The sequence below is a fragment of the Nocardia higoensis NBRC 100133 genome, assembly GCF_000308595.1.
GTDB classification, from domain to species: domain Bacteria; phylum Actinomycetota; class Actinomycetes; order Mycobacteriales; family Mycobacteriaceae; genus Nocardia; species Nocardia higoensis.
The window spans coordinates 38,967-53,783 of the sequence record NZ_BAGA01000061.1 but is presented as its reverse complement, the minus strand read 5'-3'; the positions used below and the strand labels follow the sequence as shown (position 1 = coordinate 53,783).

Annotated in this window: 15 protein-coding genes; 7 read left to right on the top strand and 8 right to left on the bottom strand. The window is 71.7% G+C overall.

Annotated elements, in window-relative coordinates; translation table 11 throughout:
- Nucleotides 1-606, top strand: a 606-nt coding sequence (locus ON26_RS08365; protein WP_157171823.1) for an AMP-binding enzyme, incomplete at its 5' end; no start/stop codon positions are given.
- 55 nt (nucleotides 607-661) lie between these two features.
- On the opposite strand, the gene ON26_RS08360 is transcribed toward ON26_RS08365, so the two are convergent.
- The 3 genes from ON26_RS08360 to ON26_RS08350 form a co-directional block, all read right to left on the bottom strand.
- Nucleotides 662-1,129 (bottom strand): VOC family protein, encoded by a 468-nt coding sequence (locus ON26_RS08360; RefSeq protein WP_040795427.1) that lies wholly within the window; start codon nucleotides 1,127-1,129, stop codon nucleotides 662-664.
- Nucleotides 1,130-1,237: 108 nt separating this feature from the next.
- Nucleotides 1,238-1,951, bottom strand: a complete 714-nt coding sequence (locus tag ON26_RS08355; protein WP_040795449.1) for a sensor domain-containing protein — start codon at nucleotides 1,949-1,951, stop codon at nucleotides 1,238-1,240.
- A 14-nt stretch (nucleotides 1,952-1,965) separates the two neighbouring features.
- The gene (locus ON26_RS08350) at nucleotides 1,966-2,907 is read right to left on the bottom strand and encodes a hypothetical protein (RefSeq protein WP_051026831.1); all 942 of its coding nucleotides are present in this window, start codon (nucleotides 2,905-2,907) and stop codon (nucleotides 1,966-1,968) included.
- A gap of 161 nt (nucleotides 2,908-3,068) precedes the next feature.
- Here ON26_RS08350 and lspA point away from each other — a divergent pair, with 161 nt between their 5' ends.
- The 3 genes from lspA to ON26_RS08335 are packed head-to-tail and all read left to right on the top strand — an operon-like array spanning nucleotide 3,069 to nucleotide 5,417.
- Entirely contained in the window at nucleotides 3,069-3,764 is a 696-nt protein-coding gene (gene lspA, locus ON26_RS08345; protein WP_245545770.1) for a signal peptidase II, read from the top strand.
- A complete protein-coding gene (locus ON26_RS08340; protein ID WP_040795426.1) occupies nucleotides 3,761-4,687 on the top strand; it encodes an RluA family pseudouridine synthase in 927 nt (308 codons plus the stop codon). The genes lspA and ON26_RS08340 overlap by 4 nt, the downstream gene beginning before the upstream one ends.
- Nucleotides 4,680-5,417, top strand: coding sequence for a hypothetical protein (locus ON26_RS08335; RefSeq protein WP_245545769.1), 738 nt, complete (start codon nucleotides 4,680-4,682; stop codon nucleotides 5,415-5,417). The genes ON26_RS08340 and ON26_RS08335 overlap by 8 nt, the downstream gene beginning before the upstream one ends.
- 232 nt (nucleotides 5,418-5,649) lie before the next feature.
- On the opposite strand, the gene ON26_RS08330 is transcribed toward ON26_RS08335, so the two are convergent.
- The 4 genes from ON26_RS08330 to ON26_RS08315 all read right to left on the bottom strand — a co-directional run bounded on the left by ON26_RS08330 (nucleotide 5,650) and on the right by ON26_RS08315 (nucleotide 11,107).
- Nucleotides 5,650-6,468, bottom strand: a complete 819-nt coding sequence (locus tag ON26_RS08330; RefSeq protein ID WP_040795425.1) for a PhzF family phenazine biosynthesis protein — start codon at nucleotides 6,466-6,468, stop codon at nucleotides 5,650-5,652.
- A gap of 125 nt (nucleotides 6,469-6,593) precedes the next feature.
- The gene (locus ON26_RS08325; RefSeq protein WP_040795424.1) at nucleotides 6,594-9,014 is read right to left on the bottom strand and encodes a cation-translocating P-type ATPase; all 2,421 of its coding nucleotides are present in this window, start codon (nucleotides 9,012-9,014) and stop codon (nucleotides 6,594-6,596) included.
- Between the two features lie 33 nt (nucleotides 9,015-9,047).
- Nucleotides 9,048-9,971: a serine hydrolase gene (locus ON26_RS08320; protein WP_218000557.1), complete on the bottom strand. Its 924-nt coding sequence runs from the start codon at nucleotides 9,969-9,971 to the stop codon at nucleotides 9,048-9,050.
- Between the two features lie 215 nt (nucleotides 9,972-10,186).
- Nucleotides 10,187-11,107, bottom strand: coding sequence for a LysR family transcriptional regulator (locus ON26_RS08315; protein WP_174375386.1), 921 nt, complete (start codon nucleotides 11,105-11,107; stop codon nucleotides 10,187-10,189).
- Nucleotides 11,108-11,327: 220 nt separating this feature from the next.
- On the opposite strand from ON26_RS08315, the gene bla reads away from it, so the two are divergent.
- Nucleotides 11,328-12,200 carry a class A beta-lactamase gene (bla, locus tag ON26_RS08310; RefSeq protein ID WP_373280930.1) on the top strand — a complete coding sequence of 291 codons (873 nt, stop codon included), beginning with the start codon at nucleotides 11,328-11,330 and terminating at the stop codon, nucleotides 12,198-12,200.
- A 31-nt stretch (nucleotides 12,201-12,231) separates the two neighbouring features.
- Here bla and ON26_RS08305 read toward each other — a convergent pair whose 3' ends face one another.
- On the bottom strand, nucleotides 12,232-12,531 hold the full coding sequence (locus tag ON26_RS08305) for a hypothetical protein (RefSeq protein ID WP_174375385.1): 300 nt from the start codon (nucleotides 12,529-12,531) through the stop codon (nucleotides 12,232-12,234).
- Between the two features lie 161 nt (nucleotides 12,532-12,692).
- Between ON26_RS08305 and rarD the strand changes: the two genes are divergently transcribed.
- A complete protein-coding gene (gene rarD / locus ON26_RS08300; protein ID WP_083883912.1) occupies nucleotides 12,693-13,640 on the top strand; it encodes an EamA family transporter RarD in 948 nt (315 codons plus the stop codon).
- A gap of 73 nt (nucleotides 13,641-13,713) precedes the next feature.
- A complete protein-coding gene (locus ON26_RS08295; RefSeq protein ID WP_040795423.1) occupies nucleotides 13,714-14,667 on the top strand; it encodes an ADP-ribosylglycohydrolase family protein in 954 nt (317 codons plus the stop codon).
- Nucleotides 14,668-14,817 lie beyond the last annotated feature (150 nt).

Below are 14,817 nucleotides of genomic sequence, written 5' to 3'. Positions count from 1 at the left end.
TCGGCGGCGGTGGTCGACGACGACGGCGCCGTCCTCGAGAGCGGCAGCTCAGGGCTCCTGGTACTCGACCAGCCGTGGCCATCGATGCTGCGCGGCATCTGGGGCGACATGGACCGCTACCGCGAAACCTACTGGGCCCGTTTCGCCGATCAGGGCTGGTACTTCGCCGGTGACGGCGCGAAAGTGGACGAGGACGAAGCGCTCTGGGTGCTCGGCCGCGTCGACGACGTCATGAACGTCTCCGGCCACCGCATCTCCACCGCCGAAGTCGAATCCGCGCTCGTCGGGCATTCCGGTGTGGCCGAGGCCGCGGTCGTCGGCGCGACCGACGCCACCACCGGTCAGGGCATCGTCGCCTTCGTCATCCTCACCGCCGACGCCGAGAACACCGGCGCGGCACTGGTCGACGACCTGAAGGCCGAGGTCGCCCGCGTGATCAGTCCCATCGCGAAGCCACGCGAGATCCACATCGTGCCGGAACTGCCGAAGACCCGCAGCGGCAAGATCATGCGCCGTCTGCTGCGCGACGTCGCCGAAGGCCGCGAACTCGGCGACACCTCCACCCTGGTCGACCCGGCGGTCTTCGAGGCCATCGCGCGCAGCTGAACCGCCGCGAGTCGGCGTACCCGGTCGCATGAGGGGGATCGGGTACGCCGGCGAATCAGGATTCGCCGAAGAGTTCGGCCATGCGGCGGTCCATCTCGTCCGGCGGGACGTCCTCGACGTGGGTGGCGATCGTCCAGCGGTGTCCCCACGGGTCGACGAAGGAGCCGGAGCGGTCGCCGTAGAACCGGAGGCTGACGGCCTCGACCTCTCGGGCGCCCAGCTCCATGGCCGTGACGAACGCCGCGTCGGCGTCGGGGACGTAGACGTGCAGGCTCACCGGACTGCCGCCGACGGTCTTCGGATCGAAGAAGCCGATCTCGGGAGCAGGGTCGCCGAGCATCAGTACGGACTCGCCGATCAGCAGTTCGCAGTGGGCGATCTTGCCGTCCGGGCGGGGCAGGCGCATGCGCTCGGTCGCACCGAACACCCGCTTGTAGAACTCGACGGCGGCCGCCGCGCCGTCGATCGCCAGCCCGGGCGAAAGCGCCGGGTATCCGTCGGGGACGGGTTCGACATCGGACATGGTCGACCTCCAGGTCGAGGCAATTCGTCTGACCCGGCGAGCCTATGCCCGCCCCGGCCACGGCACGACCCCTCGGGGAGGGTTGTCACGGCTACGGTTCGGTGACGACTACTCCCCGCGCAGCGCGCGCACCTGGGCGGCGGTGAGTTCGGCCAGCAGCGCCGGGTCCGAGGCCTCCGGGGCGGTGACCGCGATCTGCACGAGGGTGCTACCCACCTGGACCAGCGTCGCCTGCGCCACCAGGGTCGCGCCCTCGCTGGTCATGTGCAACTGGAACGATGTGCTCGCGTCACCGGCAGGCGGCTGGTCCAGCGCGCCGAGCCGGTAATCGATGCGGGCGCCCTCGCCGTCCTCGCCGAAGTACTCGGCGCAGTTGTGCAGAGTCTCCTGGACAGCGGTGAAAGCCGGACCCGCCTCCGCGTAGCTCGCGGCGTCGATGTCGATGCCGGCGAACTCGGGGCCGTCGTAGGCGACGCCGGTCCAGGCGATCGCCTCGGGACGCTGATAGCCCAGTGCCATCAGCACTTTGCCACATCCGGCCGGGGTGGTCGGGCTGGGCACGGAGGCCGGGCGGGTGGACGGGTCGGCGGGATCGTAGGCGGCGACCATGCCCGCGGGCAGATCGTCCTCGCCGAGCAGTCGCAGGGCGAGGTTGTCGGCGTCGGTGAAGACCGGGTCGGTCACGGGCGCCGCGGGGACGATCGGACCGAGGGCGCCGAGGTCCACCTGGTCGGCCTCGGAACCGGCGCCCTCGGAGGATCCGCATCCGGTCAGCAAGGCGAGGGTGGTGACCACGGCGGCGGCGTATGCGGTTGTGCGCACGGAGGCGAACGCTTTCACTCGGCCCACGACACCTGTGTGACGATGCTCTGACTCAGCAGGCTGACGCTGCGCGGATCGCGGTAGACCTGATGACCGCCCACGCTGATCGATCCGGCGACCGGCAGCGGCAGCCCGAGATCGAAGGTGATGGTGCCGTTGCCCTCCATGAGGTAGTCCTCGATGGAGAGCGTGCCCGTGTCGTTGGGCAGCGCCCACGAGGAGGACTTCGGGGTCTGCTCGACCGTCAGTTCGATGGTGAGCCGGTCACCCTCGCGCTTGGTCAGCGTCGCCGTGGTCACCTGGTCGAGGGTGACCCCGCCGGTCACCTCCTGACGCACCGTCCACACCGCGCCCTCCCCGACGGCCTCGTCGGGGAACATGATCGAGCGGTACACCGCCTGATAGAAGGCGTTCTCCAGTGCGGCGCGCGCGGTGTTCGGCGTGTCCGGGGTGGGGGCGAGGCGCAGGGCGGTGATCGCGCCCTCGTCGCTGAAGTCCAGGCCGGCCTGTGAGCCGCCCGCGGCGGTCAGCGCCTCGCTGAGCATCGGGTCGGGGGTGGTCACCTCGCCGAGTGTGAGGTCGACGCCGCCGTTGCTCGCGAGCGCGGTCATCGGAATGGTCAGCGCCGGGGTCGAGAAGTCCCGCGGGGCCTGGTCGTTGATCTGTTGCTCGATGCGGTGCTCGGTGTGCAGGGTGACCCGCTGCTCGGTGCCCGGCGCGAAAGTGGGCCGCAGCACGGCCCGCGGCTCGGCGCCCGGGGAGACCAGCGCGGCGGCGGCCACCGAGATGGGCACCGTCACCTCCTTGCCGATGCCCAGCGGCTCGGTGCCCTCGGTGCTCGCCGGGGATTCGGAGTCATCGGCGCAGCCGACGGCGAAGGTCGACAAGCCCAGGGCGAGCGCGACGAGCAGTGCTCCCGGTCGCGCGATCCGGGGCAGGTGGGGAGAAGACAACACCGTCACGAGCAACAGGGTACGACCGCTTCCTGAGCGTGGGCTCAGACTCCGCCGGGGCGGGGCCGGAGCGTTACCCGCGGCGAGGCGAACGCGCACGACACCGGCTGTCGCGCGCGGGGTCGGAGGAGTCGCGGGACGGGTGTGCGCGGCCTCGAGCGATGATGGAGAGTGTGAATGACGACCGGCGCCCCGAAAACGACGCTGCCGACGCCGCCGACATCGGTGCCGCCGACGCCGGTACCGACGACGCAGGCGCTGTCGAGGCCGATTCCGTGCGATCGGGGGAAGAGCCCGCCGAGAACCTTCCGCCGCTGCGGCTGCACACCCTGCTGACGCTCGCGGTGATCCTCTTCGCGCTCGACCTGCTCACCAAGTGCATCGTGGTGGCCACGATCACCCCGGGCGATCCGATCCCGATCATCGGCGACTTCGCCCGCTTCGCGCTGGTCCGCAATCCCGGCGCGGCGTTCTCGATGGCCACCGGCATGACGTGGCTGCTGTCACTGGTCGCGCTCGGCGTGGTGATCGGCGTGATCCGGATCGGCCGGAAGCTGCGTTCGCTGTGGTGGGCGATCGGCCTGGGCATGGTGCTCGGCGGCGCGGTGGGTAATCTGGCCGATCGGCTGTTCCGCGCGCCCGGCCCCTTGCAGGGCCACGTGGTCGACTTCGTCGCCGTGGGCTCGTTCCCGGTGTTCAACGTCGCCGACTCGGCGATCGTGTGTGGCGCGGCGCTGCTCGTCGTGGCGACGGTGTTCGGGTTCGAACTCGACGGCACCCGCGTCGGGCACGACGACGAAGACGACGACAGCGCGCACGAGCGCGACACCGAGCACACGGGAAAGGGGAACACCACGTGAGAGAAACCAGGGCCATGCCGGTGCCCGACGGGCTGGACGGCATGCGGGTGGACGCCGGTCTGTCCCGATTGCTCGGGCTCTCGCGCACCGCGGTGGCCGCGTTGACCACCGACGGCTCGGTACTCCTGGACGGGGTCGCCGCGGGCAAGTCCGACCGGCTCACCGCCGGCGCCTGGCTCGAGGTCGAATTCCCCGAACCCAAGCGCGAATTGACCGTCGAGATCGCGCCGGTGGAGGGGATGAAGATCCTCTACGCCGACGACGACATCGTCGCGGTGGACAAGCCGGTCGGCGTCGCGGCGCACACCGGCGTCGGGTGGTCCGGCCCGACGGTGGTCGGCGGGCTCGCCGCCGCTGGCTACCGCATCTCGACCTCCGGCGCGCACGAGCGGCAGGGCATCGTGCACCGCCTCGACGTCGGCACCTCCGGGGTGATGGTCGTCGCGCAGTCCGAGCACGCCTACACCGTGCTCAAGCGCGCTTTCAAACAGCGGACGGTGGAGAAGCGCTATCACGCGCTGGTCCAAGGGCATCCCGATCCGAGCAGTGGCACCATCGACGCCCCGATCGGCCGCGCCCGCGGCAACGACTGGAAGTTCGCGGTCACCGCCGACGGGCGTCCGAGCGTCACCCATTACGACACGCTCGAGGCGTTCCAGGCGGCCAGTCTGCTCGACATCCATCTGGAGACCGGCCGCACCCACCAGATCCGCGTGCACTTCTCCGCGATCCGCCACCCCTGCTGCGGTGACCTCACCTACGGCGCCGACCCGAAACTCGCCGCCCGCCTCGGCCTGGAACGGCAGTGGCTGCACGCCCACACCCTCGGCTTCCATCATCCCGCCGACGGCCGGTGGCTGGAGATCACCAGCGAGTACCCGGCCGACCTGAGCCACGCATTGGACGTGCTGCGCGATGCATGAGGGGGGCTCGCCCTCCGATCCCGCCGACGAGTTCGGCGGGAGCGAACCCGACCAGCAGTCGGGCCGCGGCTCGGTCCGTGTCCTCACGATGGTGGTGGCCGCCGCGCTGATCGTCGCCTTCTTCGCCGTGCTCGGCGTGCTGAATCCGCCGCGCGATCTCGGTGTACGCACCGATCGGCTCGGCCCCGAGAACGCCGAGCGGGTATCCGATTACCTCGCGCGAGCCGCGAATTCGCTGAACGGCACGGACAGCGACGAACACTGGGCGCTGCTGTCGTTCACCGAGCCGCTGCCGCCGGACCAGCTCACCGCGCACACCGGCGGTCTGCGGATCGGGCAGGTGCTCTACCAGGTGCCGCTCCCCCGCGTCCGCACCCCGCTGACCACGATCCCGGTGCCTGCCAACGAAACCGCGGTGCGCAACTCGGCATCGGCCGCCGCGGGGCTGATGCGCTCCGCCTCGACCGGCGATCTCGCCGACGAGCGCTACCGCCGGATCCTCGAGGTGAGCGCGAACCGGCTCGAGGCGGGCTGCGCCTGCGCGGTGGCGGTCGTGGTACGCGGCCCACTGGACCGGCTCCGGCAGCTGAGCGCCGATCCCGCGATCCGCGCGGTGCAGGCGCTGCCCGCCGACGCGGTCGCCGGGCACTACGGGGTCGCCCCGCTGCTGCCCGAACACACCGACGCGGTGCTGCCCGGCCCCGACGACGGGCCCGTCCCGGACAACTGATCGACCGCTTCGACGGCCCGGGGACGCGCAGGCTCGCTCGGCAAGCACACAGCTCGGCGCCGCAGGCGCGCAGCCCGGCCCGCCGGAAACGCAGCTCGATCCGGCGACGAGCACCTCGCGACGTCCACGCCCGGCGATGCTGCTTGCCCGGGCAGCCGGGAATACCCCGAATCCGTGACCGGGCGGGCACGGTTCTCGCCAGCCGGGCAGCTCCATCCGCCGAGCGGATCGTTCAGTCCGGCAGGTTGACGACGCCATCGAGGTAGCGGCGGCAGCGCCCGATGAGCAGCACCCGGTCGCCGGTCAGTTCGCAGCGCAAGGTGCCGCCGCGGCGGGACAGCTGGCGGGCGAGCACGAACGGGCTGCCGGTGCGTTCGGCCCACAGCGGGACGAGCTGGGCGTGGGCCGAACCGGTGACCGGGTCCTCCGGAATGCCGACGCCGGGAGCGAAGAAGCGGGAGACCAGGTCCACCTCGTCGCCGGGAGCGGCGATGATCGCGCCGCGCGGCAGCGGCGGGAAGGAACTCAGCACCGGAGTGGCCTCGCGCACTTCGCTTTCCGAAGCCAGCACCAGGACTTCATCGGCGCCGGTGTAGGCGCGGACCGGGCGCACGCCGAGCGCGTCGACGAGGGCGGGATCCGGGTCGGTCTCGACGGAGCCGACGGCGGGCAGGTCGAGGACGTATTCGTCGTCGTCGGTGCGGTCGACGTGCAGCCAGCCGCTGCGGGTGTAGAAGCTGACCCGATCCTCGCCCGGGTGCAGGTCTTCGAGAATCTGCGCGGCCGAGGCCAGGGTGGCGTGGCCGCACATGTCCACCTCGGCGCCGGGAGTGAACCATCGCAGGTGGAAGACCGGGCGGCCGGCGGGCGCGTCGGCCGCCTCGGGCGGCAATTGCGCGGTGTAGAAGGCGGTTTCGGCGAGGTTGTTCTCCTCGGCCAGGCTCTGCAGCAGCTCGTCGGACAACCACGACAGCAAGGGCATCACCGCCGCCGGATTGCCGGAGAACGGTGCGTCGGCGAACGCGTCGATCTGGTGCAGCAAGACCTCCATTCCCCAGAAGGTACCCCACCGGCGAATGCCCGCTCGGCCCAAGGGTTCTCGCGGCGCGGCGGGTCGGACGACCATGTTGCGCCGCGCCGCGATCCGCGTAGCGACCGGGCCGGGCCGTCCGGCGATCAGGCCGCCCCGCCGGGCGAGGCCGGGATCAGCCTGTGCTCGCCCCCTTCGGTGGCACCGAACCACCAGGCGATCTCCACGAGCACGATGCCGATCGCGCCGAGGGCGAGCGCCCAGCCGGTCAGGACGAGGTTCGACGGGTCGAGCAGGAAGAACTCGCGGGTGAACGGCACCGTGAACAACACCACGTAGGCCAGCACCGACACCCCGATCAGCACCACCTTCCACCAGACATACGGCCTGGCCACGATCGCCAGCACCCACACCGCGATGACGATGAGCGTGATCAGTGCCGTGGTCCCGGCCTGCATCTTCTCCTGTTCGGTGGCGTCGGCGCCCTGATAGGCGATCAGGTAGGAGATGAAGGTCGCCACGCCGATGACGATGCCGGACGGGATGGCCTGGCGCATGACCCGGGAGACGAACCCGCTGCGGGCGCGCTCGTTGTTCGGGGCCAGCGAGAGGATGAACGCCGGGATGCCGATCGTGAACCAGGCGGCGATGGTGACGTGGCGAGGCAGGAACGGGTAGCCGATCGGGTCGTAGTCGAAGATCTGCGAGCCCAGTCCGGCCAGACCGACCAGGAAGGCCAGCAGCACCGAATAGACCGTCTTGGTGAGGAACAGATTCGAGACGCGCTCGATATTGCCGATCACCCGACGGCCCTCGCCCACCACATACGGCAGGGTGGCGAACTTGTTGTCCAGCAGGACGATCTGGGCCACCGCGCGGGTGGCGGGACTGCCCGAGCCCATCGCCACGCCGATGTCGGCGTCCTTGAGCGCCAGCACGTCGTTGACGCCGTCGCCGGTCATGGCGACGGTGTGCCCGCGCGACTGCAGGGCGCCGACCATGGCCCGCTTCTGCTCCGGGCGCACCCGGCCGAAGGTGGTCTCGCCGTCGAGCACCTCGGCCAGCGCCTCGGGGTCTTCGGGCAGCTTGCGGGCATCGACGGCGTGCTCGCCGCCGGGCAGATCGAGGGAGGCGGCCACCGCGCCGACGGAGACCGCGTTGTCGCCGGAGATCACCTTGATGCCGACATCCTGCTGGGCGAAGTACTCCAGGGTGTCGCGCGCGTCCGGGCGCACCTTCTGCTCCAGCACCACCAGCGCCACGGGCGTGACGACGCCCGGTGCGTCCGGATCGTCCACCGGGCGGTCGCTGTGGGCGAGCAGCATCACCCGCAGCCCCTTGGCGCCCAGCTCCTCGGCGGCGCGGGCGTCGGCGGTGGCCGGGTCGAGCAGCACATCGGCCGCACCGAGCAGCCAGTCGCCGTGCTCGCCGAAGGAGATGCCGCTCCACTTCTTGGCCGAGGAGAACGGCGCCACGGCGGTCCGCTGCCACGCGGGCGCGTCCGGCAGCGCCTCGGCGATCGCCTGCACGCTGGCATTGGGCCGCGGGTCGGCGGCGGCGAGCGCGGCCAGCGCCGCACGCGCGCCCGCCTCGTCGGCCCCGCCGAGTGCCCGGATTTCGGCCAGGCGCATGCCGTTCTCGGTCAGGGTGCCGGTCTTGTCCGCGCACACCACGTCCACCCGGGCCAGGCCCTCGATGGCGGGCAGCTCCTGCACCAGGCACTTGCGCTGCCCGAGTCGCACCACGCCGACCGCGAAGGCGATGGAGGTCATCAGCACCAGGCCCTCGGGAACCATCGGCACCAGCGCGGCCACCATGCCGGTGACCGCGGGCCGCCACGACTCGCCGCTGGAGAACAGCTGGTTGTAGATGCTGAGCAGGCCGGCGGGTATCAGCAGGACGGTGATGAACTTCAGGATCCGGTCGATGCCGGTGCGCAGTTCCGAATGCACCAGGGTGAACTTGCTGGCCTCCTCGGCCAGGCGCGCGGCGTAGGCATCGCGGCCGACCTTGGTCGCCCGGTAGGCGCCGGAACCGGAGACCACATAGCTGCCCGACATCACATGCGCTCCGATCTGCTTGTCGATCGGATCGGCCTCACCGGTGAGCAACGACTCGTCGATCTCGAGCAGTTCGGATTCCTCGACCACGCCGTCGACGACGATCTGATCGCCCGGCCCGAGCTCGATGAGGTCGTCGAGCACGATCTCGGAGGGCGCGACCTGCGCGGCCACCCCGTCGCGGCGCACCGTCGGCTTGGCCTGGCTGACGATGGCGAGCTGATCGAGGGTGCGCTTGGCCCGCACCTCCTGGATGATGCCGACCGCGCTGTTGGCGACGATGAGCAGGCCGAACATCCCGTCGATGACCGAGCCGGTGCTCAGGACCAGCAGGAACAGCACACCGAGGATCGCGTTGATGCGGGTGAAGACATTGGCGCGCACGATCTCGCGCACCGAGCGGCTGGCGCGATCGGGGACATCGTTGGTGAGCCCGTCGCGGCGCCGTTGCTCGACCTGCGCCGCGGACAGTCCGGCCGACCCGGAAATCTGCTCGGTTGTCGTCATGAGCGCCAGCCTAAGCCGTCGCGGTGGGTCTGCTCACCGGCGAGCGCCGGGTTCGGACCGATCGGACTGATTTCGCGGGTGACGCAGCGCGGTCACCGCGATCCGGGCCGCCTCGGCGATCGCGGCGTCCACCACGGGGAGCTGCGGGTCGGCGCGCGCCGCACGCGTGAACACCGCCACAGCGACCGGATACTCGTGCGGGAACTCCACCACCGCCACCTCGTTGCGGATCACCCCGATCGTCCCAGTCTTGCCCGCCACCGTGACACCGCGATGCGGGAACGCCGCGGTGATGCGGTGCGGCCAGACCTGTTTCGCCATGACGGCGCGCACGAACGCGGTCTGCTCCGGCGACAGCACCCGGCCCGACCACAGCGCGCGCAGCAGCCGGGTCATCTCCTCCGGTGTGGTCGCGCTGGTGTAGGCGGGGTCGTAGGCCGAAACCGAGCGGGCTTCGTCGTTGTCGGCCAGTGCGGCGAACGCCTCGGCGGTGGTGTGGGTGTCGGTGTCGCGCAGCAGGCTGCGATGCACATCGGCGGTGCCGCCGACGATCCTGGTCTCGGTGAGGCCGAGGTCGGTGAGCACGTCTTCGACCGCGCCGAGGCCGACCTCGCCGAGCAGCACATCGGCCGCCGCGTTGTCGGACACCGTCATCATCGACGTCGCCAGGTCGCGTCGGCTCATCGTCACCGGGTCGTGCAGCGCGGCGATGCCGGTGGGACCCGGCGTGCACTCGGCGGGGTCGATGGTGAGCCGGGCAGCGGGGTCGATCGTCCCGGCGTCGACCGCGCGGCAGAAGGCGATGAGCACCACGAGCTTGTAGACCGAGGCGGTGACCACCCGGGCATGACCGCCGACGGAGATCTCGGCCTCGCGGATCTCGCCCGCACCGATCTCACTCCTGCCGGTCTCAACCGCGCCGGTCTCAACCGCGCCGGTCTCAACCGCGCCGGTCACAACCCCGCAGGTCTCAACCGCGCCGATCCCGGCGGCGCCGCCGCAGCGTCGGGCGTGCAACCAGCCGGTGCAGCCCGCGTCGGCGAAGACGTCACGAATGCGTTCGGCCGCCGAACGCCCGGCGTCCGCGGGATCGAGTCGCCCGGTGTCGGATGCGAGAGGTGGCCCGACACGCGTACGCCGGGACCGCGCGTCCACTCGACCCGGTTCGCGGCTCACCGCAGTCGCTCCCGGTACAGCACGCGGTCCAACGCCTCGGCGTGCGACTCGGCCGCGTCGGGAGACGGCGCGCCCGCGCCTGGTCGGGACCGGTCGTCCCGGCGGCGGACCACGCGGGCGCGCAGCGCCAGCGCCCGGGGTGCCAGATCCAGCCAGGTGACGCCCGGCGCGCTCGACGGCGCGATGGTGGTGAGACCGAAGCTGGTCCCCGCCGCGACGGCGGCCAGCACCGCACGGTCGTCGCGGGCGACGCCGACCTGCGGGTCCAGCCCGCGTTCGCGCAGCAGGTCCAGGATCGTGTCGAAGGCGGGCGGGTTGGTGGCGCGGGGCGGATGGGCGAAGGTCAGGTCGGCGAGCATGCGGAAGGTGGGACGTTCGGCGGTCGCGCTGGGATGGTCCGAGGGCACGATCACCCGGCGCGCGATCTTCACCACCGGCCCGGCCTCGACGCCGTCGACCAGAGCCGGGTGCTCGATGACCGCCACATCGCACAACCCCGCGCGCAGATCGGCGAGCAGTTCCACGGTCGAACCGACGGTCGTGGACACGGTGGTGCCCGCGCGCCGCCGCAGCGCGCCGACGCAGGCGGTGACCAGCGGGTCGGGGACGGACGCGGCGACACCGAGGTGGACCTGCCCGCGCGAGTGGGCGATGCGCTGGGCTTCGGCGTACAGCCGATCGGCGTCGTCGACCAGCAGCCGGGACCGCGGCAGCAGCTGCCTGCCCGCGGCGGTGAGCCGCGCGCCCTGCCTGGTGCGGTGCACGAGTTCGACGCCTAGGAACTGTTCGAGCCGGCGCAGCCCCTGGGACAGCGGCGGCTGGGTCATGTCGAGCGCGGCCGCCGCCCTCCCGAAATGTCCCTCGTCGGCGACCGAGACGAAGAAGCGGAGGTGGCGGATCAGATCCATGCGGGCCATTGAACCAACCGGCGCGGACACGGCGCCCCGATCCGGTGTGCCGCACCGTGTTCCTCGCGCCGGGTCCGGTTCTCACCTGGGGCGATATCGAGAACGACTCGCGGGACGGACCTCGCGATATTGGCCGTGCCCCCGGCGGACGTGATCTGGTCGCCGGGTGAACATCTCCGCACCCGACCTCCGCTCCTTCCGCCGCAGGCGATCGCTCGCCGCCGCGCTCCTGGCGCCCACCCTCGTACTGTCCGCCGCCTGCGGCGGCGAGTCGGATACCACCGCCGCCCCGCCGGACGCTACGAGCACCTCCGCGTCCCCCGGCCCGTCGTTCGCCGAACTGGAGGCGAATACCGTTGCGCGCCTAGGCGTTTTCGCCGTCGACACCGGGACCGGACGCACCGTCGCCTATCGCGAGCACGAGCGGTTTCCGATGGCCTCGACGTTCAAGGGCCTGGCCTGCGGCGCCCTGCTGCGCGAACATCCGCTCTCGACAGGCTATTTCGAGCAGGTGATCCATTACCCGGCCACCGAGCTCGTCGAGTATTCGCCGGTCACCGAGCAGCACGTCGAGTCCGGCATGACCGTGGCGCAACTGTGCGAGGCCGCGATCACGCTCTCCGACAACACCGCGGGCAACCAGCTGCTGAAACTGCTCGACGGTCCGGCGGGGTTCACCGCCTTCCTGCGCTCCCTCGGTGACGAGACCTCGCGCCTGGATCGCTGGGAGACCGAGTTGAATTCCGCGATCCCCGGCGACGAGCGCGACACCACCAGCCCGGCCGCGCTCGCCGCCGACTACCGCGCGCTCGTCGTCGGCGATGTGCTGGCCGAGCCGGAGCGCGAGCAGCTCTCCTCCTGGCTGGTCGCCAACACCACCGGCGACACCCGCATCCGCGCCGGCCTGCCCGACGATTGGACCGTCGGCGACAAGACCGGCTCGCCCGCCTACGGATCGGCGCTGGACGTGGCCGTGGCCTGGCCGCCGGGCCGGGCGCCGATCGTCATCGCGGTGCTGTCGGCCACGACCGACCCCGGCGCCGAGGCCGACAACGCGCTCATCGCCGATGCCGCCCGAGCCGCCGTGGCCGCCCTCGACTGACGCACCTCGACGGGCGCGCCTGCTCGACGCGTCATGGCGTGCTCGCGGGCTGCCCCGCGGCCCCGCCGGTGGCGATGCCGAGCTGCCGCACCGCCTCCGGCGGCATGCCGGTCAACCCGGCCAGGATCTGCGGCAGTGCGGCGAGCACGTCGGCGGTCTGCTCGGCGGAGGTGCCGTAGGTGTGCGCGGCCACCGTGAAACCGGGGCCGAAGGAGACCTCCGGCGCGCCGACGTCGGACCATCCCCATTTGGTGCCGAGCACTCCGGGGATGCGCGCGGTGCCCCGGTCCTGGGGCGTGCCGTCGGCGGCGTACTCCCCGGCGGTGGCCATCCACGTCAGGATCGGGGAGGCCGGATCGGTGCGCGTCTTCGCGTGCAGGAACTCGGCGACGTCGGCGCTGCTGATGGTGGCGGCGCTCCAGTGGCCGGCGCCCCTCTCGGATCGCCACTGCGGCGGGAATCAAACATCGCCACAGCGGTAACCTCGGCCGAGTGCGCGCAGCCAGCTCGGTACCCGGAGTCGCCTTCGGCATAGGCGCCTACTTCTTCTGGGGCCTGTTCCCGGCCTTCTTCGGCCTGCTGGCCTTCGCCGGCGCGGTCGAGATCCTGGCGCAGCGGATCGTGTGGACGCTGGTGGCGGCGCTCGCCGTGCTGGCGGTGGCCGGACGATTGCGCGAGCTGCGCGAGATCGACGCCCGCACCTGGCGGCTGGCCGCACTGGCCTCGGTGGCCATCTCGATCAACTGGGGTGTCTACGTCTACGGTGTCACCTCCGGGCATGTGGTCGAATGCGCCCTCGGCTACTTCACCAATCCCCTGGTCACCGTCGCCTTCGGAGTGTTGATATTCCGGGAGCGCCTGGCCGTCGCCCAGTGGGTGGCGCTCGGCCTCGGTGCGACGGCGGTGCTGGTGCTGACCGTCGACTACGGCAGGCCGCCCTACATCGCGCTCGTCCTCGCGGTGTCGTTCGCGCTGTACGGCCTGGTGAAGAAGGTGATCCGGCTCGATGCCATGCGCAGCCTCGCCGCCGAAGGGCTGGTCTCCGCGCCTTTCGCGCTGGCCTTCCTGGTGTTCCTGGCGGCGACCGGCGCCAACACCGTGTTCGCGGGACCGATCGAAGCGGGACTGCTCGTCGCCACCGGCCCGGTCACGCTGGTGCCGCTGCTGCTGTTCGCGGTCGCCGCCCAGCGGGTCCCGCTGTCCACCATGGGCCTGCTGCAATATCTGACCCCCGCCATGCAGATGGCCTGGGGCGTCGCGGTCGCCCATGAGCCGATGCCCGCCTCCCGCTGGGCCGGCTTCGCCCTCATCTGGATCGCCCTTGCCGTCTTCTCCGCCGACGCCCTGCGCCGCAACCGCCGCAACCGCCGCGAGACCCGCTCCCGGCTGGAGTCCACCACCGAGCCCGCCCCGTCGGGCGACGCCGGCGGCAGGGATTGATCCGCCGCTGCCGCAGGTAGATTCGAGTTCGCGCGCCGTCGGGCGCGCCGCGACACGAGAGGGTATCCAGACCATGGACGGATTCGCCGACACAGCGCAGGCCGCGCTGCGGGACCGGATCGCGGGGGTGCTGCTCGGCACCGCGGCGGGAGACGCGCTCGGCGCGGGCTACGAATTCACCCGCCCCGGCCCGGACGTGCCGATCGACATGATCGGCGGCGGGCTCGGGAACTTCGCGCCGGGCGAGTGGACCGACGACACCTCCATGGCGCTGGCCGTCGCGATCGCCGCCGACGAGCACGGTCCGGGCTTGGACCTCGATGCGGTCGCCGCGGGCTTCGTGCGCTGGTACCAGTCGGGCCCGCCGGATATCGGCGTGCAGACATCGAAGGTTCTCTCCGGGCGCCCGGCTTCGGCTGCCGCGATGCGTGCCCGCTCGGATGCGCTCGAGGGCCGCACCGGCGGCAACGGCTCGCTCATGCGCACCGCCCCGGTCGCGCTCGTCCACCTCGACGACCCGAGCGCGTGCGACCGCTCCGCCGCCCTGGTCAGCCTGCTGACCCACAGCGACCCGCAGGCCGCCGATGCCTGCAGGCTCTGGACACTGGGCATCCGCCACGCTGTGCTCGCCGCCGACTTCGACGGCGTGCGCGCGGCGGTCGACAGCCTGGACACCGCCCCGGACTGGCACCGCCTCCTCGACGAGGCGGAATCCGGTGTGCCCGAACACTTTCCGAACAACGGCTGGGTGGTGCACGCTCTGCAGACCGCCTGGTGGGCCATCACCAACACCGACGCGAGCTCACCCGATCACCTGCCCGCCGCGCTGGAACTCTGCGTGCGCGCGGGTGGCGACACCGACACCACCGCCGCCATCGCGGGCGGACTGCTCGGCGCACGCTGGGGCGCGTCCGCCGTTCCCGCCCGCTGGCGCGACATGTTGCACGGCTACCCCGGCCTCACCGGCGCCGACCTGGTCGCGCTCGCCGGACGCATCACCCCGCAAGTCCGGCCCGCGGTCGGCTGACCCGGATCTCCGTCGGCAGACCGGCTGTCGTCTCCGCCGGAGTGCTCGTTCGGGCGGGGCCGCCGAGGCCGCCATGGGGCGGTCACCGACCTGCCCGGCTCGGGTGACGAGATCACCGCCACCCGAGCCGCGGATCGCGTCGCGGCGGCT